General features: G+C 69.9%; 21 protein-coding genes. 11 read left to right on the plus strand and 10 right to left on the minus strand.

Annotated features, from left to right (window positions below; translation table 11 throughout):
* Both sucB and AC1DXJ_RS10145 read left to right on the plus strand, forming a co-directional pair.
* Positions 1-1,080: 2-oxoglutarate dehydrogenase, E2 component, dihydrolipoamide succinyltransferase (gene sucB / locus AC1DXJ_RS10140; protein ID WP_477636884.1), on the plus strand; the 1,080-nt coding region annotated here is incomplete at its 5' end.
* Positions 1,081-1,106: 26 nt separating this feature from the next.
* Positions 1,107-2,018, plus strand: coding sequence for a TIGR01777 family oxidoreductase (locus AC1DXJ_RS10145; RefSeq protein ID WP_477623617.1), 912 nt, complete (start codon positions 1,107-1,109; stop codon positions 2,016-2,018).
* Here AC1DXJ_RS10145 and AC1DXJ_RS10150 read toward each other — a convergent pair.
* Positions 2,015-3,544, minus strand: a complete 1,530-nt coding sequence (locus AC1DXJ_RS10150; RefSeq protein ID WP_477623616.1) for a protein kinase domain-containing protein — start codon at positions 3,542-3,544, stop codon at positions 2,015-2,017. The genes AC1DXJ_RS10145 and AC1DXJ_RS10150 overlap by 4 nt on opposite strands.
* Positions 3,545-3,613: 69 nt before the next feature.
* On the opposite strand from AC1DXJ_RS10150, the gene AC1DXJ_RS10155 reads away from it, so the two are divergent.
* The 5 genes from AC1DXJ_RS10155 (at position 3,614) to AC1DXJ_RS10175 (ending at position 7,624) form a co-directional block, all read left to right on the plus strand.
* Positions 3,614-4,354: a Type 1 glutamine amidotransferase-like domain-containing protein gene (locus AC1DXJ_RS10155; RefSeq protein WP_477623615.1), complete on the plus strand. Its 741-nt coding sequence runs from the start codon at positions 3,614-3,616 to the stop codon at positions 4,352-4,354.
* Positions 4,355-4,364: 10 nt separating this feature from the next.
* A complete protein-coding gene (gene lipB, locus AC1DXJ_RS10160) occupies positions 4,365-5,012 on the plus strand; it encodes a lipoyl(octanoyl) transferase LipB (RefSeq protein WP_477623614.1) in 648 nt (215 codons plus the stop codon).
* Positions 5,009-5,662, plus strand: a complete 654-nt coding sequence (locus tag AC1DXJ_RS10165; RefSeq protein WP_477613264.1) for a DUF6198 family protein — start codon at positions 5,009-5,011, stop codon at positions 5,660-5,662. Before lipB ends, AC1DXJ_RS10165 begins: the two co-directional genes overlap by 4 nt.
* 170 nt (positions 5,663-5,832) lie before the next feature.
* Positions 5,833-6,870 carry a lipoyl synthase gene (gene lipA, locus AC1DXJ_RS10170; RefSeq protein WP_477636885.1) on the plus strand — a complete coding sequence of 346 codons (1,038 nt, stop codon included), beginning with the start codon at positions 5,833-5,835 and terminating at the stop codon, positions 6,868-6,870.
* A 19-nt stretch (positions 6,871-6,889) separates the two neighbouring features.
* A complete protein-coding gene (locus tag AC1DXJ_RS10175) occupies positions 6,890-7,624 on the plus strand; it encodes a DUF4191 domain-containing protein (protein WP_477613266.1) in 735 nt (244 codons plus the stop codon).
* A gap of 18 nt (positions 7,625-7,642) precedes the next feature.
* Here the strand turns inward: AC1DXJ_RS10175 and AC1DXJ_RS10180 are convergent, their stop codons facing one another.
* From AC1DXJ_RS10180 to AC1DXJ_RS10205, 6 genes are all read right to left on the minus strand, one after another.
* The gene (locus tag AC1DXJ_RS10180) at positions 7,643-8,665 is read right to left on the minus strand and encodes a LacI family DNA-binding transcriptional regulator (RefSeq protein ID WP_477613267.1); all 1,023 of its coding nucleotides are present in this window, start codon (positions 8,663-8,665) and stop codon (positions 7,643-7,645) included.
* An 18-nt stretch (positions 8,666-8,683) separates the two neighbouring features.
* A complete protein-coding gene (locus AC1DXJ_RS10185; protein ID WP_477636886.1) occupies positions 8,684-10,051 on the minus strand; it encodes a GH1 family beta-glucosidase in 1,368 nt (455 codons plus the stop codon).
* Between the two features lie 2 nt (positions 10,052-10,053).
* Positions 10,054-10,986 (minus strand): carbohydrate ABC transporter permease, encoded by a 933-nt coding sequence (locus AC1DXJ_RS10190; RefSeq protein WP_477633372.1) that lies wholly within the window; start codon positions 10,984-10,986, stop codon positions 10,054-10,056.
* Positions 10,987-10,993: 7 nt separating this feature from the next.
* Positions 10,994-11,953 carry a carbohydrate ABC transporter permease gene (locus tag AC1DXJ_RS10195; protein WP_477636887.1) on the minus strand — a complete coding sequence of 320 codons (960 nt, stop codon included), beginning with the start codon at positions 11,951-11,953 and terminating at the stop codon, positions 10,994-10,996.
* Between the two features lie 134 nt (positions 11,954-12,087).
* Entirely contained in the window at positions 12,088-13,347 is a 1,260-nt protein-coding gene (locus tag AC1DXJ_RS10200; protein ID WP_477613271.1) for an ABC transporter substrate-binding protein, read from the minus strand.
* A gap of 109 nt (positions 13,348-13,456) precedes the next feature.
* Complete coding sequence (locus tag AC1DXJ_RS10205) at positions 13,457-14,368, minus strand: ATP-grasp domain-containing protein (protein WP_477636888.1); 912 nt, start codon at positions 14,366-14,368, stop codon at positions 13,457-13,459.
* Between the two features lie 138 nt (positions 14,369-14,506).
* On the opposite strand from AC1DXJ_RS10205, the gene AC1DXJ_RS10210 reads away from it, so the two are divergent.
* Together AC1DXJ_RS10210 and AC1DXJ_RS10215 are read left to right on the plus strand one after the other, a co-directional pair.
* Positions 14,507-15,346, plus strand: coding sequence for a DUF4097 family beta strand repeat-containing protein (locus tag AC1DXJ_RS10210; RefSeq protein WP_477623611.1), 840 nt, complete (start codon positions 14,507-14,509; stop codon positions 15,344-15,346).
* Positions 15,343-15,948, plus strand: coding sequence for a PadR family transcriptional regulator (locus AC1DXJ_RS10215; RefSeq protein ID WP_477623610.1), 606 nt, complete (start codon positions 15,343-15,345; stop codon positions 15,946-15,948). The genes AC1DXJ_RS10210 and AC1DXJ_RS10215 overlap by 4 nt, the downstream gene beginning before the upstream one ends.
* A gap of 29 nt (positions 15,949-15,977) precedes the next feature.
* Here the strand turns inward: AC1DXJ_RS10215 and AC1DXJ_RS10220 are convergent, their stop codons facing one another.
* Positions 15,978-16,454 (minus strand): RDD family protein, encoded by a 477-nt coding sequence (locus AC1DXJ_RS10220; protein ID WP_477613275.1) that lies wholly within the window; start codon positions 16,452-16,454, stop codon positions 15,978-15,980.
* Positions 16,455-16,586: 132 nt separating this feature from the next.
* On the opposite strand from AC1DXJ_RS10220, the gene glnA reads away from it, so the two are divergent.
* Positions 16,587-18,011 carry a type I glutamate--ammonia ligase gene (gene glnA, locus AC1DXJ_RS10225; protein WP_477613276.1) on the plus strand — a complete coding sequence of 475 codons (1,425 nt, stop codon included), beginning with the start codon at positions 16,587-16,589 and terminating at the stop codon, positions 18,009-18,011.
* Positions 18,012-18,041: 30 nt separating this feature from the next.
* Here the strand turns inward: glnA and AC1DXJ_RS10230 are convergent, their stop codons facing one another.
* Together AC1DXJ_RS10230 and AC1DXJ_RS10235 are read right to left on the minus strand one after the other, a co-directional pair.
* Complete coding sequence (locus AC1DXJ_RS10230; protein WP_477636889.1) at positions 18,042-19,118, minus strand: tyrosine-type recombinase/integrase; 1,077 nt, start codon at positions 19,116-19,118, stop codon at positions 18,042-18,044.
* Positions 19,105-19,587: a helix-turn-helix domain-containing protein gene (locus AC1DXJ_RS10235; RefSeq protein WP_477636890.1), complete on the minus strand. Its 483-nt coding sequence runs from the start codon at positions 19,585-19,587 to the stop codon at positions 19,105-19,107. The genes AC1DXJ_RS10230 and AC1DXJ_RS10235 overlap by 14 nt, the downstream gene beginning before the upstream one ends.
* 160 nt (positions 19,588-19,747) lie before the next feature.
* Between AC1DXJ_RS10235 and AC1DXJ_RS10240 the strand changes: the two genes are divergently transcribed.
* A complete protein-coding gene (locus AC1DXJ_RS10240; protein ID WP_477636891.1) occupies positions 19,748-19,960 on the plus strand; it encodes a helix-turn-helix transcriptional regulator in 213 nt (70 codons plus the stop codon).
* Positions 19,961-20,006: the final 46 nt, after the last annotated feature.

Consider the following 20,006-nt stretch of genomic DNA (forward strand, 5'->3'; position numbering starts at 1 on the left):
GCCCAGGAGGCCCCCGCCGCCCAGGAAGCCCCGGCTCCCGCCGCGGCCCCGGCCGCCCCCGCCCCCGCCGCCGCACCGGCGCCGGCGCCGGCACCTGCTGCCTCGGGATCCGACGACACTGATGCCTCGGCCTACGTCACTCCGTTGGTGCGCAAGCTCGCATCGGAGAACAACGTCGACCTCGGCTCTCTCAAGGGCACCGGCGTCGGCGGACGGATCCGCAAGCAGGACGTCCTCGACGCGGCCAAGGCCGCCGAAGAGGCCGCTGCCGCGCCCGCCCCTGCTGCAGCCTCCACCCCGGCGCCGGCCGCAGCAGCCACGTCCGCACCGGCTGCATCCAGTGGGGCCGCCTCGGTCTCGCCCAAGCGGGGCACGACCGAGAAGATGTCGCGGCTGCGGCAGACCATCGCCAAGCGGATGGTCGAGTCGCTGCAGGTGTCGGCCCAGCTGACCACCGTGGTCGAGGTCGACGTCACCAAGATCGCCCGACTCCGGACCAAGGCCAAGACCGAGTTCGAGCAGCGTGAGGGCACCAAGCTCAGCTTCCTGCCGTTCTTCGCGCTCGCGGCCGTCGAGGCCCTCAAGGCCCACCCGGCGGTCAACTCCAGCGTCGAGGGCACCGAGGTCACCTACCACGGCACCGAGAACCTGGGCGTCGCGGTCGACACCGAGCGCGGCCTGCTCGTGCCGGTCATCAAGGACGCCGGTGACCTCAACATCGCCGGGCTGGCCCGCAAGATCGCCGACCTCGCGGAGCGCACCCGCACCAACAAGATCGGCCCGGACGAGCTCGGCGGCGGCACCTTCACGCTGACCAACACCGGCAGTCGCGGAGCGCTCTTCGACACCCCGATCATCAACCAGCCCAACGTCGCCATCCTCGGCACGGGTGCGGTCGTCAAGCGCCCGGTCGTCGTGTCCGACGGTGACGGCGGCGAGACGATCTCGATCCGCTCGATGGTCTACCTCGCGCTGTCGTACGACCACCGCGTCGTCGATGGTGCCGATGCCGCCCGCTTCCTCACGACGATGAAGTCGCGTCTCGAGGACGGCAACTTCGAGTCCGACCTCGGTCTGTAGCGGAGTCGGTCGAGCAGGTTCAGCAGATGCCGCAGCGTGTTGCCATCACCGGTGCCTCCGGACTGATCGGCAGCGCGCTGTCGGCGTTCCTGCGGGGGCGCGGCGACGAGGTCGTCCACCTGGTGCGGCGGGCTCCCTCCGCGCCGGACGAGGTCCAGTGGGACCCGGCCAACCGTCGCCTCGACCCGTCTGCCCTGCGCGGCGTGACGGCCGTGGTCCACCTCGCGGGCGCGGGTGTCGGGGACAGGCGGTGGACCCCCGCCTACCAGCAGGAGATCCTGGCCTCCCGCGTGGATGGCACCACCACCATCGCCACCACCCTCGCGACCCTGGCCGCGCAGGGTCAGCGAGTCCGCCTGGTCAGCGGCGCGGCCGTGGGCTTCTACGGCGACCGCGGGGACGAGGTCCTGACCGAGGAGTCCGCTCCCGGCGAAGGCTTTCTCAGCGAGGTGGTCCGGGCGTGGGAGGCGGCAGCGGAGCCGGCCCGTGCGGCCGGTCTGTCGGTGGCCACGACCCGCACCGGCCTGGTGTTCGCGCCAGATGGCGGTGCACTCTCGCGCATGCTGCCGCTGGCCAGGCTCGGCATCAACGGCCCCCTGGGCAACGGGCGTCAGTGGTGGCCGTGGATCTCGTTGCGCGACACCGTGGGCGGCCTGGCCCACCTCGTCGACCGCTCCGAGATCGAGGGGCCGGTCAACCTCGTCGGACCACACCCTGACCACCAGCTCGACATCGCGAGGGAGCTGGGCCGCCAGATCCACCGGCCCGCCCTGCTGCCGGCCCCGGCCTTCGGGATCAAGCTGGTGCTCGGCGGCTTCTCCGACGAGGTGCTCACCAGCAAGCGCGCCGTTCCCGCGAGGCTCACCGAGTCCGGCTTCGTCCACCAGGACCCGACGGTCGAGTCCGCCTTACGTTGGGTGTTGTCCCAACGGCCCTAGAGGGTGTCGCCCGTGATGCTGTCCACCAGCCACCGTCCGGACGTCCACCTCAGCTGGTAGCGCAGCTCCTCGCCCGCGACCGCCGGGCGTGTCTGGGCCCGACCCGCGGTGTCGACGACCCGGTATGCCGCCGTCCCCACCACCGCGTCGACCGCAGCCGTGGTCGCGGTGTGCCTCACGGTGCGGGCCGACGTCACTGTCAGCGCCACGCCCTCCCAGGACTGGCCCGAGGTGTCGAGGTCCCGCAGCAGCGCGGTGTCCTGGGCCATGGCGGCGGAGCCGGGGACGTCCAGGCGGGCGAGTGCCGCGGCCGACCTCGACATCGTCACCTCGGCCCGCAACCCGGCCAGTGCGGACATCAGTCCGCGTGGATCGGTCTGCGGGGCGGTCGGGTCCGCCGCGAGGTCCCGCCGAGCGCGGGAGACGCCGCCCCCTCCCGCCTGCGTCGGCGCACCCGTCGGGCCAGGAGCGGAGACGGGCAGCAGCCCGTCGCGCGAGGCGCTCGAGGGGGCGGCCGCGTCCCGCGACCGGTGGACCCAGTCGGGCGTGGCGAGGCGGCCGCCGGCCATCAGTCCGCCGCAGCCGAGTCCGACAGCCAGCACCAGCAGGGTGCAGAGCGCAGGAGCCCGACTCGGCTCACGAGAGCGCCGCTCCGCGCCATCGACCGGAGTTGCCGCCCCGGACTGCCGCAGGCGCTGGGTCAGCAGTGACGTCTCGTCGCTGCCCACCACGAGTCGGAGCGGCTCGCACGGGGCCGAGTCGTAGTAGGTCAGGGCCAGCTCAGCAGCGGTGGGGCGGGCGTGTGGGTCGCTGTGCAGTGCACGCAACGTGATCTCGGACCACGCGGGCGGCAGACCGGGCGCAAGCTCCTCGAGGGGTCGACGCAGGGCCACCGGTGCCGGCGGCGAGCCGGTGACACACCACCAGGCGAGCGCACCCACGGCATACACGTCGGAGGCGGCGGTGACCACGCCGCGATCGAGGACCTCGGGCGCGACGAAGCCCTCGGTGCCCCAGAGCTCCCCGGGCAGCTCGCCCACCAACGAGGCGACCCCGAGGTCGGCCAGCAGCGGTCGCCCCGTGCGTTCGACCAGGACGTTGGCCGGGGTGACGTCGCCGTGGACGACGCCCAGCCCGTGCAGGCCCGCCAGGGCCCGGGCGACCGGAGCGAGCATCGTCACCGACTCCCCCACGCTCAGGTGGCCGCGCGCCCGGACGAGGCCCTCCAGGGAACCACCGCGCACCCGGTCGAGCACCAACGCGACCGCGGCAGGCTCACCCGGCAACCCGACCGCCTCGTGGAACGCGACCAGCCCTTCGACGTCGACCCTGGCCAGCACGGCCAGCTCGCGGGCCAGCGAGTCGGCCTGGTCGGACTGGCCGACCGGCACCACCTTGACGGCCACAGCCGCCCCGTCACTGTCCCGCGTCGCGGCCCACACGGTGCCGGATCCCCCGCGCCCCAAGAGCTCGCCCAGTAGGTAGCCGGGCACGTCTGGCCGCGTCGCAGCGCTCTCGGTACTCATCGCGCCACTATGCCCAGTCCAGCGACACCAGCCTGCGAGTTGTCCACAGGCCCCTCCTAGAGTCGGGGCATGCCTGCAGACCAGCCGACCATCCTCGCCACCTCGGGTGGCTACCGCATGGCCCAGCGCAGCCGTTTCGAGTTCGACGCCCTGGTGCACCACGCGGTCGCGCTCTCCGGCGCCGAGGGCACCCCCGAGGTCACCGTGCTCGGCACGGCTAGCGGGGACCAGCGGAGCTTCGCCGCCGAGGTCGACGAGGCGGGACGGGCGGCCGGGTTCGCCGTCACGAACCTGCACCTGTTCCCCATGCCGAACCTCGACGACGTGGAGGGCCACCTCCTGTCCCAGGACGTCGTCTGGGTCAACGGCGGGTCGGTCGCCAACCTCCTCGCGGTCTGGCGGGTGCACGAGCTGGACGCTGTCTTCCGACGGGTCTGGGAGGCGGGAGTGGTCCTCGCCGGCGTCTCCGCCGGCTCGATCTGCTGGTATGCCGGGGGCACGACCGACTCGTTCGGCCCCGAGCTCCGCGCGGTGACCGACGGCCTGGGCTTCCTGCCGTACGGCAACGGCGTGCACTACGACTCCGAGGAACGCCGGCGCCCCCTCGTGCACCGCCTCGTGGCTGACGGCACGCTGCCGACGACGCACTGCACGGACGACGGGGTCGGGCTGGTCTACCACCGCACCGAGCTCGTCGAGGCCGTCACCGAGCGGGACGGAAAGGCTGCGTTCATCGTCAGTCGCGACGCTGGTAGCGCCGCGGGTGCCGTCGAGGAGCGTCTGGAAACCCGCCGTCTCCCTCGGGCGTAGGCTGACCCGCATGCGTTTCGAGCACGTGGGCTTCGCCCCCGACTTCGTCGACTACGAGGCTGCCTGGGCCCACCAGCGTGAGGTGCACGCCGCGGTCGTCGAGGGTGCGGAGGACACGGTGCTACTGCTTGAGCACGCCGCGGTCTACACCGCGGGCAAGCGCACCGAGGCACACCAACGGCCCTTCGACGGCACCCCTGTCATCGACGTCGACCGGGGCGGGCTGATCACCTGGCACGGGCCCGGTCAGCTGGTCGGCTATCCGATCGTCCGGTTGCACGGTGTCCCGATCGACGTCGTGGCCCACGTGCGCCGCCTCGAGGAGGTCATGATCCGCACCTGCCGCGACTTCGGCGTGGACGTGACGCGGGTGGAGGGTCGCAGTGGCGTCTGGGCCCTGGCCGACGACGCCCCTGGTGGTCGTCCGGACCGCAAGCTCGGCGCGATCGGCGTGCGGGTGAGCCGACAGGTCACCATGCACGGCTTCGCCCTCAACTGCGACGCGGACCTTGCCTGGGCCGACAACATCGTCGCCTGCGGGATCGACGACGCCGGGGTGAGCTCGATCAGCCGCGAAGCCGGGCGCGTGGTCACCGTCCAGGACGTCCTCCCGTATGCCGAGAAGCACCTCTTCGACGTCCTCGCCTCGGGCGCGTGAGGGCCGCCGACCGGCACCCGACCACCGCGGACACGTCGGTCGCCCCCGAGGGCTCCACGCCCGCCGCCCTGTCACGACGCCTGGTGCAGCTGGTGCTCTCGTGCGTGGTCCTGGGCGCGGGAGTGGCCTGTCTCCTCGACGCGGCCCTCGGCTCGGACGGCTACTCGACCCTGATCTCGGGCCTCACGAAGGCCTCCGGGCTGCCATTCGTCGTCGTCAACGTCGGGGCGGGGATCCTGCTCATCGGGGTGGCCTGGAGCCGGGGCACCCGACCGGGAGTGGGCACGGTCGTGCAGATGGTCGTCGTCGGGGCCACCGTCAACGTGCTGCTCCCTGTCCTACCGACCCCGACGACGCTGGGACCCCGGTTCGTGGAGCTGGCGGCGGCGTTCGCCCTGCTGTCGCTGGGGGTGGCCGGCTACCTCGCGTCGCACACCGGTGCCGGCCCGGCGGAGGCGGCTGCGATCTCGTTCGACCCGCCACTGCCCTTCAAGTGGAGCTACACCGTGCTGCAGGCGGTCAGCGCGGTGGGCGGCTGGTCCCTGGGAGCAGCCGTCGGGCCGGGCACCCTGCTGGTCTCGATCCTGGTCGGGCCGACCGTGGACCTGCTCACCCGGGCGCTGTTCCACAGTCGCAAGGTCTCGGCCTGACCCGCCACCCCTCCCGGAGGTGAGGCGCGGGAATAGTCCTCCGAGGGCAGGCGTACCCTTGAGGGACGCCCGGTGACCTCCGGGCGCACCCGTGCCCCACGGCATACCGGACGACCCGACCGGGTCGCTGCACAGGGCACGTGCACCACCGAGAGGGCAAGGGAGTCTTCGTGACCATCGCACCCGAGGGCCGCCGACTGCTGCGCGTCGAGGCGCGCAACGCCGAGACGCCGATCGAGCGCAAGCCCGAGTGGATCCGCACGACCGCGAAGATGGGCCCGGAGTACACCAAGCTCCACTCGATGGTGAAGACCGAGGGTCTGCACACGGTCTGCCAGGAAGCCGGGTGCCCCAACATCTTCGAGTGCTGGGAGGACCGCGAGGCGACCTTCCTCATCGGCGGTGACGTCTGCACCCGCCGCTGCGACTTCTGCGACATCGCCACCGGCCGGCCCGAGTCACTCGACCGCGACGAGCCCCGGCGGGTCGCGGAGTCGGTGGCCCAGATGAGACTGCGCTACTCGACCGTGACCGGCGTCGCGCGCGACGACCAGCCCGACGGCGCCGCCTGGCTCTACGCCGAGACGATCCGCCAGATCCACGCCAAGAACCCCAACACCGGTGTGGAGATCCTGCCCCCCGACTTCGGCGCCAAGCCCGAGCTCGTGGGCCAGCTGTTCGACGCGCGTCCCGAGGTCTTCGCCCACAACCTCGAGACCGTGCCGCGCATCTTCAAGCAGATCCGGCCCGCCTTCACGTACGAGAAGTCGCTCAAGGTGCTGTCCATGGCCCGCGACGCCGAGCTCGTCACCAAGTCCAACCTCATCCTCGGCATGGGTGAGCAGGACCACGAGGTGGAGCAGGCGATCGCCGACCTGCACGACGCGGGCTGCGACATCCTCACCATCACGCAGTACCTGCGCCCCTCCAAGCTGCACCACCCGATCGACCGGTGGGTCAAGCCCGAGGAGTTCGTGCACTGGAGCGACGTCGCCCAGGAGATGGGCTTCAAGGGCGTCATGGCCGGCCCCCTGGTGCGCTCCTCCTACCGCGCCGGACGCCTCTGGGCGACGGCCATGAAGAAGTGGGGTCGCGAGATCCCCGAGCACCTCCAGCACCTCGCCGAGGCCGCCGGTGACCCCGCCCGCCAGGAGGCCTCTTCCCTCCTCGCCGCACGCCAGCCGGGCGTGTTGGGCGCCCCCGCCTGACACCCGTATCCTGACCCTCATGGCCCGCAAGGAAAAGCAGCAGTCGGACACGCCCAAGAAGCCGGGCCGGTTCGCCCAGGTCCGCCAGGTCTTCACGGCATCGCGCAAGGCCGACCCCACGATCCCGTGGTGGATGCTGCTCGCGTTCCTGGCCGTCCTCGCCGTCGGCGCGGGCATCGGCGTGCTCGTCGGTCACTGGAAGTACGCCCTCGTGCTCTCCTTCCCGCTGGCTCTGCTCGCGGCCACCCTCGTGTTGTCCCGGATGGCCGAGCGCGCGGCTTACCGCTCCCTCGAGGGCCAGCCCGGAGCCGCTGGGGCCGCGCTGGGCTCGCTGCGGCGTGGCTGGTACTTCGACCAGCAGCCGGTCGCCGTCGACGGTGCACGTGGCACTCGACCCGAGGACGTCGCGGGTGCGGCGTTCGTCTACCGGGCTCTGGGTCGCCCCGGCATCGTGCTCATCGGCGAGGGCCCCGATGCCCGTCGCACCAAGCTGCTCACGCAGGAGCGCAAGAAGGTCGAGCGCGTCGCGCCCGGTGTTCCCGTGACCGCGATCGTCGTCGGTGACGGCGCCGACGAGGTGTCGATCCGCAAGCTCACCGGCAAGCTCACCCGGATGAAGCCCGTCCTCACCAAGGAGGAGGTGTCGGCCGTCAACAAGCGCCTCAAGTCCCTCGGTGGCCTGCGCCCGCCGATCCCCGCCGGCATGGACCCGATGCGGGCGCGCGTCGACCGCAAGGCCATGCGCGGCCGGTAGTCTCCACCGACCCTGGTTCTAGCCCGAGGCGCGCTCGACCAGCGACGTGTCGAGGACCCGCTGCTCGGGGGTGGACACCCCCCCAGCGCTGATCTGCGCAAGCAACATCGTCGCCATCTCACGGCCGAGCTGCTCCATCGGCTGGTGCACCGTCGTGAGCGGGGGGTTCGCGACCGCTGCCAGGGGGCCGTCGTCGAAGCCCACCATGGCCACGTCCTGGGGCACCCTACGACCGGCCTCGCGCAGGACCCGCAGGGCGCCCAGCGCCATGAGGTCGCTGGCCGCGAACACCGCGTCGATGTCAGGACGCCGCTCGAGCAGTGCGGTCATGGCCGCGGCACCACTGACCTCGCTGAAGTCGCCGACCTCGACCAGCGACTCGTCGACCTCCCGGCCTGCCTCAGTTAGGGCCTGGCGGTAACCGTCGAGGCGGTCGCGACCGGCGATCATGTCCTGCGGTCCCGCGATGAGGGCGACCACCCTGCGACCGCTCGACACGAGGTGGGTCACCGCGTCTCGCGCGCCGCCGGTGTTGTCCACGTCGACGTAGCTCATCTCCCCGGGCTGTCCCGGGCGGCCACAGAAGACGATGGGCAGGCCCCGCCCCTGGAGCCGGCCCGGGAGGGTGTCCGCGTCGTGGGCCGAGAGCATCAGCACCCCGTCGACGTGCTGGGGCGTGAGGTAGGTGTCGAGGCGGTCGACCTGCTCGCGGGTCTGCACGAGGGCGAGCACGAGCTGTCGCGACGCCTCCCCCACCACGGTGGTGATGCCGCGGACGACGCCGGCGAAGAACGGCTCCCCGAAGATCCGCTCCTCCGGCTCGCTGATGACCAGGGCGATGGCGCCGGTCCGGCGGGTCACGAGGGCGCGCGCCGCCATGTTGGGCACGTAGCCGAGCTCGTCGACCGCCCGCATCACCCGGACGCGGGTGCGCTCGGACACCTGAGGCGACCCGTTCACCACCCGCGAGACGGTGCCGCGTCCCACCCCTGCGCGGGCCGCCACCTCCTCGAGGGTCGGCTGGCCGGTGCCGCTGCTCACGAGCTGTGCCTCATGGGGTCAGTATTGCGTGCGGTCACGGGCGAGGAACGCGGCATACCAACGTCCGCTGTCCTTGACGGTCCGCTCCTGGGTCTCGAAGTCCACGTGCACGATGCCGAAGCGCTTGGCGTAGCCCTCGGCCCACTCGAAGTTGTCCATCAGCGACCAGGCGAAGTAGCCCCTCAGGGGGACGCCCGCCCCCACGGCGTGCGCGGCCGCCTCGAGGTGGGCTGCGAGGAAGTCGATCCGGCGCGGGTCGTGGACGGTGCCGTCGGGGGCCACCTCGTCGTCGAAGGCGGCACCGTTCTCGGTCATCACGAGCGGGAGGTCGCCGTAGTCGCGGGTCACCCTCGTGAGGATGTCGAAGAGCCCGTCGGCGTCCACTTCCCAGCCCATCGCGGTGGTGGGCAACCCGCGGTCGGTGAAGTCGACGACGCCCGACCCGGGGAATGCTCCAGGCGCCACGACGTGCCGGGTGTAGTAGTTCACCCCGAGGAAGTCGAGCGGGGCACTGATGGTCTCCAGGTCCCCCTCGGCGACGAACGCGAGGTCGCTGACGTGGGCCACGTCCTCGACCACGTCCTTGGGGTAGGAGCCCCGCAGCACCGGGTCGAGGAACCAGCGGTTGGACAGGCCGTCGATCCGGCGCACCGCGTCGTCCACGCCGTGCCCGTCGTGGGCACCGGCGACCGGGTAGAGGTTGAGGGTGATCCCGACCTGCGCGTCAGGCACCCGCTCGCGGAGCGCCTGCACCGCCAGCCCGTGCCCGAGCATCAGGTGGTGCGCGGCGGCCAGGGCGTCGGCGCCGTCGGCCCGACCGGGCGCGTGCCGCCCGCTGCCGTAGCCGAGGAAGGCAGAGCACCACGGCTCGTTGAGCGTGATGAAGTGCTTGACCCGGTCGCCGAGGGCGTCGGCGACGTGCGCGGCATACTCCGCGAAGCGGTATGCCGTGTCGCGGGCCGGCCAGCCCCCCAGGTCCTCGAGTGGTTGTGGCAGGTCCCAGTGGTAGAGCGTGGCCCACGGCGTGATGCCCCGCTCCAGCAGGCTGTCGACGAGGCGGCTGTAGAAGTCGACCCCGGCCTGGTTCACCGGACCCGATCCGTGCGGCTGCACCCGTGGCCACGCGATCGAGAAGCGGTACGCGTCGACGCCCAGACCGGCCATGAGGTCCGCGTCCTGGGCGTAGCGGTGGTAGTGCTCGACCGCCACGTCGCCGTTGTCACCGCCGACCACTCGCCCGGGCGTGGCCGCGAAGGTGTCCCAGATCGACGGTCCCCTGCCGCCCTCGGACGTCGCCCCCTCGATCTGGTAGCTCGAGGTGGCGACGCCCCAGGCGAAGTCGTCGGGGAAGTCGCCGCGCGACAGTGGGCTGTGGTGGATCGGCATGGTCATCCCTTGACTCCGCCCTGCATGATGCCGCCGATGATCTGGCGGCCGAACACGATGAACACGATGACGAGCGGCAGGGTCCCCAGCAGGGTCCCGGCCATGACCAGCGCCTGGTCGGTGTAGTAGCCACCCGACAGCCGGGACAGCGCGACCTGCACCGTCGGGTGCTCGGCGTCGAGCGTCAGGTAGGGCCAGAGGAAGTCGTTCCAGCGCTCCATGAAGGTCAGCAACCCGAGCACCGCTGCGGCGGGGCGCAGGATCGGGAAGACGACGGAGAAGAAGATCCGGAACGTCGACGCCCCGTCGACCCTGGCCGCCTCGATGAGCTCGTTGGGGATCGCCTGCGCGGCGTACTGGCGCATCATGAAGACCCCGAACCCGCTCACCAGGAAGGGCAGCAGTGCCGACGGCAGGGTGCCTGCCAGCCCTAGCTTGCCCATCAACATGTACAGCGGGACCAGCCCCAGCTGGACCGGGACCATCATGGTCCCGATCACGATGAGCAGCAACGCATTTCGTCCGCGGAAGCGGAGCTTGGCGAAGGCGAAGCCAGCGAGCGCGGACAGCACCACGACCGAGATGGTGGCCACTCCCGCGACCAGCACGGAGTTGACCATCGCCTGGCCGAACATCACGTCCTGGTTGGCGAAGACGCGGGAGACGTTGGTGCCGAGCTGGTCGCCTGGCGTGAGCGGCGGTGGCACCGAGGTGATGTCGCTGTTCGGCCGGGAGGCCATGACGACCATGTAGTAGAGGGGCCCGGCGGACAGCAGGACGGAGATCGCCAGGCACAGGTAGACGAGCTTGCTCGCCGGAGTGGCGCCGGTGCTCTGGGCCGCCAGCCGGGCCAGCGACCGACTTCTGCGGGCGCTGGGCGCCTCGACCTCGGGGACGGCGGGGGGCACCGCGGCGGGGAGCTGGATCTGGGTCATCGTCGCCTCACTCCGCCGACCGGATGCGCCGCAGCAGCAGCACGTTGACGGCTGAGAACACCGCGATGAAGAGGAAGAGCACCCAGGCGATGGTCGCGGCATACCCGAACCGCTGGCCCGTGAAGGCCTGCTGGATGAGGTACATCGCGGCCGTCTGGAACTGGCCGGTGGTGCCGCCCCCGATCGAGTTCGCTCCGGGGTTGAACAGCAGTGGCTCGGTGAACAGCTGGGTGCCACCGATCGTGGCGACCACCGAGACGAAGATGAGGGTGGGGCGCAGCATCGGGACCGTGATCGACCAGAACGTCCGCCAGCCGTTCGCCCCGTCGATCCGGGCGGCCTCGTAGATCTCGGTGGGCACCGACTGCAGCGCAGCCAGCAGGATCAGGGCGTTGTAGCCGGTCCAGCGCCAGTCGACCATGGTCGAGATGGCGAGCCACGACGACCACCGGTGGTCCTGCCACGCGATCGGGTCGACGCCCACGTGGCCGAGGATCCAGTTGAACAGCCCGAAGTCCCGGCTGAACATCATCGTGAAGATGATCCCGACCGCGGCCACCGAGGTGACGTTCGGGAGCAGGATGCCCATCCGCCACCAGGTCGCCCCCCGCAGCCGCGAGTTGAGCATCTGGGCCAGGACCATGGCGAGGACGAGCTGGGGGACGGTGGCCACCACGAACATCCCGAAGGTGTTGAGCATGGCGTTCCAGAAGTCCTTGTCCTGCATCAGCTCGCTGTAGTTGCCGAGTCCGAGCCAGCCCTGGTCTCCCGCGAGGAGGCTCCAGTCGTGGGTCGAGACCCAGGCCGTGTAGAGCAGCGGGAAGAGGCCGAAGATCCCGAACAGGATGAAGAACGGCGAGACCATCGCGTAGGGCGACWGGCGGGTGTCGGCTCGCCGGAGCCGCTGCCGCCAGCCGGTCGTCGGCGGGGCTGCGCCGACGACCTTCTCGGGCGTGGTGGTGGTCACGGCTCTCCTTCCTGGGTGCGGTCGTGCTGGGGTGCGGTCGTGCTGGGTGTGGTCGTGCAGGGTGGTGGCGGTCGGGTGCCGGCTCGCGAGAGCGCCGACACCCGACCGCAGCTGGGTGTGCCGCGGGGTCGCGGCTACTTGGCTGCCTTCTGCGCGGCCGCGACGGCCTCCGTCCAGCCGGCTGCCGCGGTGCGCTGACCGCCCTCGACGGCGCGCAGGGTGTTCTCCACGGCATCACGGACAGGCTGGTTCTTGGCGCCGAGGTAGACCGGCTTCAGGTTGGCGGCGCCGGCCACGAACAGCTCTCCCACTGGCGCGTTGTTGAAGTAGTCGTTCTTGGCGTCCTTGAGGGCTGCCTCGGTGTAGAGCTTGGGATTGGAGGGCAGGTTTCCGGCCGCCTTGAACGCCGCCAGCTGGCTCTCGCCGGTCGTGAGGAACTTGGCAAGCTCGACTGCCTCCTTCTGGTGCTTGCTCTGCGTCGGGACGCCGAGCCAGGAACCACCCCAGTTGCCGCCACCGCCGGGGATCGTGGTGATGTCCCATTTCCCGGTGTTCTCGGCGCCCGCTTGGTCCTTGATGTAGCCGGTCATCCACGCGGGGCAGGCGAGGGTCGCGAACGAACCGTTCTTGAACCCGGCGTTCCACTCCGGCGAGAACGCCTTGAGCTTGGCCGACAGGCCAGTGTCGACCATCTTGAGGGACTCGTCCCAGGCCGACTTCACGGCCGGGTTGCTGTCGACGACGAGCTTGTCGCTGCGGTCGAAGTAGGTGTGGTCACCCGACTGCATGAGGATCGAGTTGTAGGTGTTGGTCGCGCTGTCGACGAAGTGGGACTTCGGGTCCTTGATCCCGGCCTGGTACTTCTGGCCGGTGGCGATGTACTCGTCCCAGGTGGGCCAGAGCTTGCCGACCTCGACGCGGTCGGTGGGCAGCCCGGCCTTCTCGAACAGGTCCTTGCGGTAGCACATGGCCAAACCACCGACGTCGGTGCCAAGGCCGATGGTCGTCGCACCGTCCGCGGTCGTGGCGTTCGAGTACTTCCACGGCAACCAGTTGTCCTTCAGCTCGTTGCTGCCGTACTTCTGCAGGTTCACGAACTTGTCGGCGCTCTGGAGGAAGTTGACGACCTGGCCCTCCTCGATCGCCACGACGTCCCCGGCACCCGAGCCGGCCGCGATGCGCTGGATGAGCTGGGTGTTGTACTTGCCGAGGTCGCCCTCGGCGGTCTCGACGACCGTGATGTTCGCGTGGTCCTTCATGTACTGCTTGTAGAGGTCCGTGTAGCCGAACTTGCCGAACGTGCTCACCCGCAGCGTGATCTTCTCGCCGCTGGATGAGGAAGAGCCGCCGTCGTCGCCACCGCAGGCGGCGGTGAGGGCGGCCGTAGCGATCATTGCGGCTGCGGTAACCAGCCAGCGAGAGCGTGAGTGCACCGTTGCACCTTTCGTCGGGCCCCCTTATGGGAGCGCTCCCGGCCAGCGTGGGACCGCAGGCGCCGCCCGGTCAAGACCTGCGTGGGAGCGTTCTCATTTCGTAATCATTCCGTGACCTTAGCGCACCAGCCGCCGCCGCTGCCGCAACGGCCGCCGCGAAGCGCGTCACGGAGCCGGGCGCGAGGCGCAGGAACAGGTCGGGTTCGATCAGCTCGAGCTCCATCAGCGTCGGCTGACCATCCACGTCGATGAGGTCGACGCGCGCGTAGACCAGCTCGTCCGGGGCCAGGGCCATCGCCCGGGCCGCGACGTCGAGCTCCGCCGGGCTCGGCTCGTGCACCTCCTCGGAGCCACCGTGCAGCGCCTGCACGCGGTAGTCGCCCGCCTTGGGCACCTTGCGCACGGCATGGGAGAACTCGCCGCCGAAGAAGAACAGTGACGTCTCCCCCAGCTCGACGCTCGGGGCGAACGGCTGGACGATCGTGTCGCCGGCGGCGACCAGCGCCCCCAGGTGTGCGCCCGCCTCGGCCGAGCCGGCCGGCGCCTTGAGGGCGCCCCTTGCGCCGCCGTCGACCGCCGGCTTGATCACGACGTCGGCCCAGCCGGTGGCGAGCATCCGGTCGACCGGGTGGGCGGCCCCCTTCGCGAGGGGGAGGCTGGGCAGCACGGGTATGCCGGCCTCGCCCAGCTCCGAGAGGTAGCCCTTGTGCGAGTTCCAGCGAATGATGTTGGGGCTGTTGATGATTCGCGAGACCGAGTCAACCCGGTCGGCCCACTCGAGGAACGCGTCGAGGCGGTCGAAGTAGTCCCACGTCGAACGGATCACCACGAGGTCGAAGGATGCCCAGTCAGCCTCGTCGTGCCACACGACCACCTCGGCGGCAACACCCAGGGCGTGCAACGCCTCAGCGATCTGCGGTGGCTCCGGGTCGACGTAGGACGGGTCGGACCAGGTGCACAGGGCGATGCGGTGGCTCGTCACGGAAGGGATTGTCTCAGGCGTGATGAGGGCCCGAAGGATCACCCTGCACTGGGACTTGCCCTCGCGGCATACGCGATATAACGTGAGTCTCAACAACGCGATATAGCGCGAGATGACCCCTCAACGAAAGGACATCCCATGAGCGAGGAATGGTCGATCGACACCGCCAGGGTGCTCGACATCGGCGGCGACGGCGAGCGGGTCCGTCGGCTCAGCGTCGCGATCGTCGGCGGCAGGGTCGACGTCGTGACCCACGCCGACTCCCCCACGGCGCGGGTCGAGATCGCCAAGGTCGAGGGCATGCCGGTGAAGGTCACCTGGGACGGCACGAAGCTCAAGATCACCCACGGCGTGGACTCCACCCGGATCCTGGAGCGGGTGCGTCAGGCCTTCGACGGCCTCGAGCGCAACCGGGTCGCGATCAGCATCTCGATCCCCGAGGACGCCGAGACCTCCGTGAGCACGGTCAGCGCCAGCGGGCTGCTCGCCGGCATGCGGGCGGGCGCCAGGGCCAACACCGTCTCCGGCTCGATCACGATCGACGACATCGTCGGCCCCGTCGACGTCAACACCGTGAGCGGCGAGGTCGAGTGCGGCAACGTGCGCGGCCCGCTCAAGGTGCACTCCGTGTCCGGTGCAGTGACCGCCCAGCACAGCGACGTGCCCGAGGTCAGCATCAGCACGGTCAGCGGCGACGTGGCCCTCGACCTGGTCAACGGCGCTGCCACGATCAAGTCCAACTCGGTCTCCGGGGACGTGACCGTCCGTGCGCCGCACGGTGGCTACGACGTCACGGCCAACACCGCATCGGGCCAGGTCGTCATCGACGGCCACACCATCCACAAGCACTCACGCCAACCCGGCAACCGGCTCACCGACGGCGACGGCAGCCTGCGCCTCAGGGCCAACGCCGTCTCCGGCAACGTCGTGGTCCTCAAGGCGAGCCCGGCAGCGCCCTCGGACGAGGCGTCCGCATGAGCCCCGTCTTCGCGCACGGCCAGCTCCGCCTGTACCTGCTGGCCCTGCTCAACGAGGGTCCCCGGCACGGGTACGAGGTGATCCAGGACCTCGAGCACCGTTTCAACGGGCTGTACTCCCCCAGTGCCGGCACCGTCTACCCGCGGCTGGCCAAGCTCGAGGAGGAGGGCCTTGTGCAGCGGTCCGACGAGGGGCGCAAGGCGATCTACCGGATCACCGAGGCCGGCCGTGAGGAGGTCCGGGCACGCCAGGACGACCTGTCCAGCCTCGAGTCCGATCTCGACCTGTCGGTGCGCGAGCTCGCCGAGCAGGTGCGCTCGCGCGTCCGTGGCCAGACCAAGGACCTGCGCGCCGAGCTCAGGGCCGCGGCGCAGGAGGCCCGCCGCACGGCGACACCGGTCGGTGGCCCGGAGCCGTGGCAAGGCTGGAAGGGCAGCGACCCCAAGGCGATCCGCGATCTCGAGGAGGCCGTTGCCGAGCTGCGGTCCGAGGCGCGAGGCGCGTGGAAACGGCACGGGCTCACGAGCGACCAGAGCCGCGAGATCATCGACATCCTCGCCGAGGCGACGGGGCGGATCCGCGACGTCATCAGCCGGCGCTGACCGACCGCCCGGCTGAGCCTGCCAGTCGGTCAGCTGCGCACGAGGAGGGTGCCAGCCGCCTTGTCGTGCAGGCCGCGACCGTCCTTGTCCCAGAACATCGCGGGCAGGAACATGCACAGCAGCACAGTGCGCACCAGCACCTGGGTGGGCCTGGGCGTGCGACCGTCGAGGGACATCACGCGCAGGCCGACGATGCGGTGGCCGAGGGTGTAGCCGGTCGTGCTGAGCAGGAGGAGGTTCTCCAGGGCGAAGATCGCCAGCAGGATGAGGGTGTCGGTCCCCGAGGCCACTCCCCTGAACGGCAGCGGCACGTGGAACAGCGCCGCCGCGATCAGCTGGCAGGCGGTCCAGTCGATGACGACGCCCACCAGGCGGCGCCCGAACCGGCCCATCGAACCGGCGCCTTCGCGCGGCATACCCAGACGCTCACCGGGGTATGCCGCGGGCGCGCCTGAGCGCGAACCCGGCCCCTGGAGCCACGAACCGATGTCCTTGCGGTCGACCACGCGGAAAGCCTATGTCCGCGTAACACCGGCGAAACATTCGGGTCATGGGCGAGAAATCCCCACCCGTTAGGGTCGACGCCGACACCAGTTGAGCCATGGGCGGATTCGCCCGCCCCACCACAGGAGGTTGGTTTGTTCAGCAATGCTGACGAGGTCCTGAAGTTCATCAAGGACGAGGACGTCATTTTCGTCGACGTGCGGTTCTGTGACCTGCCCGGCGTGATGCAGCACTTCAACGTGCCCGCCAAGAGCCTCGACGCGGAGTTCTTCAAGGAAGGGCAGATGTTCGACGGATCCTCGATCCGCGGCTTCCAGGCCATCCACGAGTCCGACATGAAGCTCATCCCGGACCCCACGAGCGCGTACCTCGACCCGTTCCGCAAGGAAAAGACGCTCATCCTCAACTTCTCCATCGTCGACCCGTTCACCGGCGAGGAGTACTCCCGCGACCCGCGCAACATCGCGGCCAAGGCCGAGGCCTACCTCAAGTCGACAGGGATCGCCGACACCGCGTACTTCGGCGCCGAGGCCGAGTTCTACGTCTTCGACGACGTGCGCTTCGAGACCAAGCAGAACGCCAGCTACTACTACATCAACTCCGTCGAGGCCGCCTGGAACACCGGGCGCGAGGAGGAGGGCGGCAACAAGGGCTACAAGACCCGCTACAAGGGTGGCTACTTCCCCGTCCCGCCGACCGACCACTTCGCCGACATGCGCGACGAGATGACCCTGGCCCTCGAAGCCGCCGGCCTCTCGGTCGAGCGCGCCCACCACGAGGTCGGCACCGCCGGTCAGCAGGAGATCAACTACCGCTTCAACACGCTGAAGCAGGCCGCGGACGACGTGCTGAAGTTCAAGTACATCGTCAAGAACGTCGCGTGGGACGGCGGCAAGACGGTCACCTTCATGCCGAAGCCGATCTTCGGCGACAACGGCTCGGGCATGCACTCGCACCAGTCGCTCTGGAAGGACGGCGAGCCGCTCTTCTACGACGAGCGCGGCTACGGCGGCCTGTCCGACCTGGCCCGCTGGTACATCGGTGGACTCCTCAAGCACGCTCCGGCGCTGCTGGCGTTCACCAACCCGACGGTGAACTCCTACCACCGCCTGGTGCCCGGCTACGAGGCGCCCGTGAACCTGGTCTACTCGGCCCGTAACCGCTCAGCCTGCATCCGCATCCCGATCACCGGCGACAACCCGAAGGCCAAGCGCGTCGAGTTCCGCGTGCCGGACCCGTCGGCCAACCCCTACCTCGCGTTCTCCGCGATGTTGATGGCCGGCCTGGACGGCATCAAGAACCGCATCGAGCCCCCGGAGCCGGTGGACAAGGACCTCTACGAGCTGCCGCCCGAGGAGCACGACGCCATCGCGCAGGTGCCCGGTTCGCTCCCCGAGGTGCTCGCCGCCCTCGAGGCCGACCACGAGTTCCTGCTCGAGGGTGACGTCTTCACCAAGGACCTCATCGAGACCTGGATCGAGTGGAAGCGCAAGAACGAGGTCGACCCGATCCGCTTCCGCCCGCACCCGCACGAGTTCGAGATGTACTTCGACATCTAGGCCACTCAGGGGTGCTGACCTGCGGAAACGTCAGTCGGCCACCTCCTTTGTCCTTGACTTGTCCTCACGGGCTGCCAGCGCGACCGCAACGGCAGCCCGTGAGGACTCGTCGCTGTCGGGCCACAGGTGCCCGTACGTGTTGAGGGTGGTCATCGCTGAAGCATGCCTCAGTCGCGCCTGGACGATCTTGACGTCGAGCCCTGCCGAGATGAGCAGGCTCGCGAAGTAGTGCCGCAGGTCGTGGAAGCGGAAGCCCTCTGGCAGACCCTTCACACTCCCCCGCACGTCGCGCATCGCGCGCTCGATCGCCCACGGGGTCGAGGCCCGCATGATCTCCGACGTGACCAGGACGTCCGCGCCAGTCCGGGCGACCTCGGCCGAGAGCATCAGGGCCAGCTCGGAGGGAATCGGGATCGGCGTGCGTGACGTGTCGGACTTCAACGGCTTGGCTGGGTACTGGATCTCGGGCGCCACGATGCCGCGCATGAAGTCGACGTCGGACACCCTCAGCGCGGCCGCCTCGGCCACCCGGAGGCCGGCGAACGCCCCTAGGAGCACCGCGGGCCGCAGACCCTCGGGGAAAGCCGCGTGCAGAGCCCAGACCTGCGCCGTGGTGGCCACGTAGGGCCGCTGCTCCCCCGACTTGGGCGCCGTCTTCCTCGAGCAGGGAGACCTCGGGATGATGCCGTCGTGCACTGCGTCGCCCATCACCTGGGCGAAGCGCCGGTAGGTCGCGTAGATGTAGCTCGGCTCGTAGCCCTGCGCGGCCAGCCCTGCAGTCCACGCCTTCACGGCGGAGGGCCGCACCGAACCGAGCGGCTGAGGCCCGAAAGCCTCGCGGATCAGTCGTAGGTGGACCTTTGCCTGTCGCACGGTGCTCGGCGCCCGAGAGCCGTAGCCGGCCAGCCAGGTGTCACACCACTGGTCGACGGTCTGGCGCGAGGTGCGCGGGTCGACATGGGTCCCGGTGACGAGTGCTGAGGACTGTTCGTCGATCCACCGCTGCGCGTCCACCTTGCGGTCGAAACGGCGCGCGTGCTGCTTGCCCGCGTGGTCGTAGTAGCGAGCCTGCCACCGCCCGCTCGGCTGCTTCCTAATGCTTGCCATCGGTCGACCGCCTTCCAGCGTTGTGCTTCGCCATCTCGTGAACGGCCCCGTACGCATCCCGTCGTGCCGAGAAATCGAGCCAGAGGCGATCGTCGTCAGCGAGCAGGTCCTCGATGGCGGCAGCTGTGTGGGGGTGCTCCCGCGTATGAGCCACCAGCTTCAACTGCGCCTGCGACTCGGCAGTCCGGGCTGCCCGCCACTCCTCGAGCAAGGCCAGTGCCTCATGGTCGGCAACCAATTCGGGCGGCAGGAGCAGTTCCTCCGCAGAGATCTCGAACACCTGAGAGAAGGCCACCAGTTCGTCAACGGTGATGCGGCGTGGTGGGTCCTCATTCTCGATCTTGGAGATCGCGCTCTGTGTCAGGGGACAGCCGAGCGCGCTCATCCTGGCGGCCAGCGCAACCTGCTTCCACCCGCGCTTTTCCCGCTCGTATGTGATGCGTCGGGCCAGCGCCCGCTCGCTGCCCACCGACCCCGCTACTCGCCTTGGCACGTTGGTATCCCGTCCTCTCATTATCCATTGCGGAATGCACGTTACTCGTCTTTGGCTTGCCACGTCAAGCGCTTACCCCTCAACATCAAACGTAGGAGGCGCTGGAATCCGCGCCGGCACAAGGAGAAGCGAAGTCATGACCGAAGCGATGGGCAGTCGACAGGCGCCAACCCACCTCACGACGGAGGAGCTGGCGCAGCGGTACAGGACCTCAGCTGAGACATGCCGCTACTGGAGGCACGTCGGCAAGGGCCCGAAGTCATTCAAGGTCGGCAGACGAGTGCTGTACGCACTCGAGGACGTCGAGGCATGGGAGCGCGCGGCCCGCACCTCGGGCGCTGTCGCATGAGCGGCGGATTCGCTCTCGAGGCCATCCCCGGCCAACCGGGGGTGAT

The sequence above is a fragment of the Pedococcus sp. P2_D9 genome (assembly GCF_056404275.1).

What these genes read in the sequence shown, in the direction of transcription:
- AC1DXJ_RS10145 (WP_477623617.1), top strand. Translation starts at nt 1,107, where the DNA reads ATGCCGCAGCGTGTTGCCATCACCGGTGCCTCCGGACTGATCGGCAGC.
- AC1DXJ_RS10150 (WP_477623616.1), bottom strand. Translation starts at nt 3,544, where the DNA reads ATGAGTACCGAGAGCGCTGCGACGCGGCCAGACGTGCCCGGCTACCTA.
- AC1DXJ_RS10155 (WP_477623615.1), top strand. Translation starts at nt 3,614, where the DNA reads ATGCCTGCAGACCAGCCGACCATCCTCGCCACCTCGGGTGGCTACCGC.
- lipB (WP_477623614.1), top strand. Translation starts at nt 4,365, where the DNA reads ATGCGTTTCGAGCACGTGGGCTTCGCCCCCGACTTCGTCGACTACGAG.
- AC1DXJ_RS10175 (WP_477613266.1), top strand. Translation starts at nt 6,890, where the DNA reads ATGGCCCGCAAGGAAAAGCAGCAGTCGGACACGCCCAAGAAGCCGGGC.
- AC1DXJ_RS10185 (WP_477636886.1), bottom strand. Translation starts at nt 10,051, where the DNA reads ATGCCGATCCACCACAGCCCACTGTCGCGCGGCGACTTCCCCGACGAC.
- AC1DXJ_RS10190 (WP_477633372.1), bottom strand. Translation starts at nt 10,986, where the DNA reads ATGACCCAGATCCAGCTCCCCGCCGCGGTGCCCCCCGCCGTCCCCGAG.
- AC1DXJ_RS10200 (WP_477613271.1), bottom strand. Translation starts at nt 13,347, where the DNA reads ATGATCGCTACGGCCGCCCTCACCGCCGCCTGCGGTGGCGACGACGGC.
- AC1DXJ_RS10210 (WP_477623611.1), top strand. Translation starts at nt 14,507, where the DNA reads ATGAGCGAGGAATGGTCGATCGACACCGCCAGGGTGCTCGACATCGGC.
- AC1DXJ_RS10215 (WP_477623610.1), top strand. Translation starts at nt 15,343, where the DNA reads ATGAGCCCCGTCTTCGCGCACGGCCAGCTCCGCCTGTACCTGCTGGCC.
- AC1DXJ_RS10230 (WP_477636889.1), bottom strand. Translation starts at nt 19,118, where the DNA reads ATGGCAAGCATTAGGAAGCAGCCGAGCGGGCGGTGGCAGGCTCGCTAC.
- AC1DXJ_RS10240 (WP_477636891.1), top strand. Translation starts at nt 19,748, where the DNA reads ATGACCGAAGCGATGGGCAGTCGACAGGCGCCAACCCACCTCACGACG.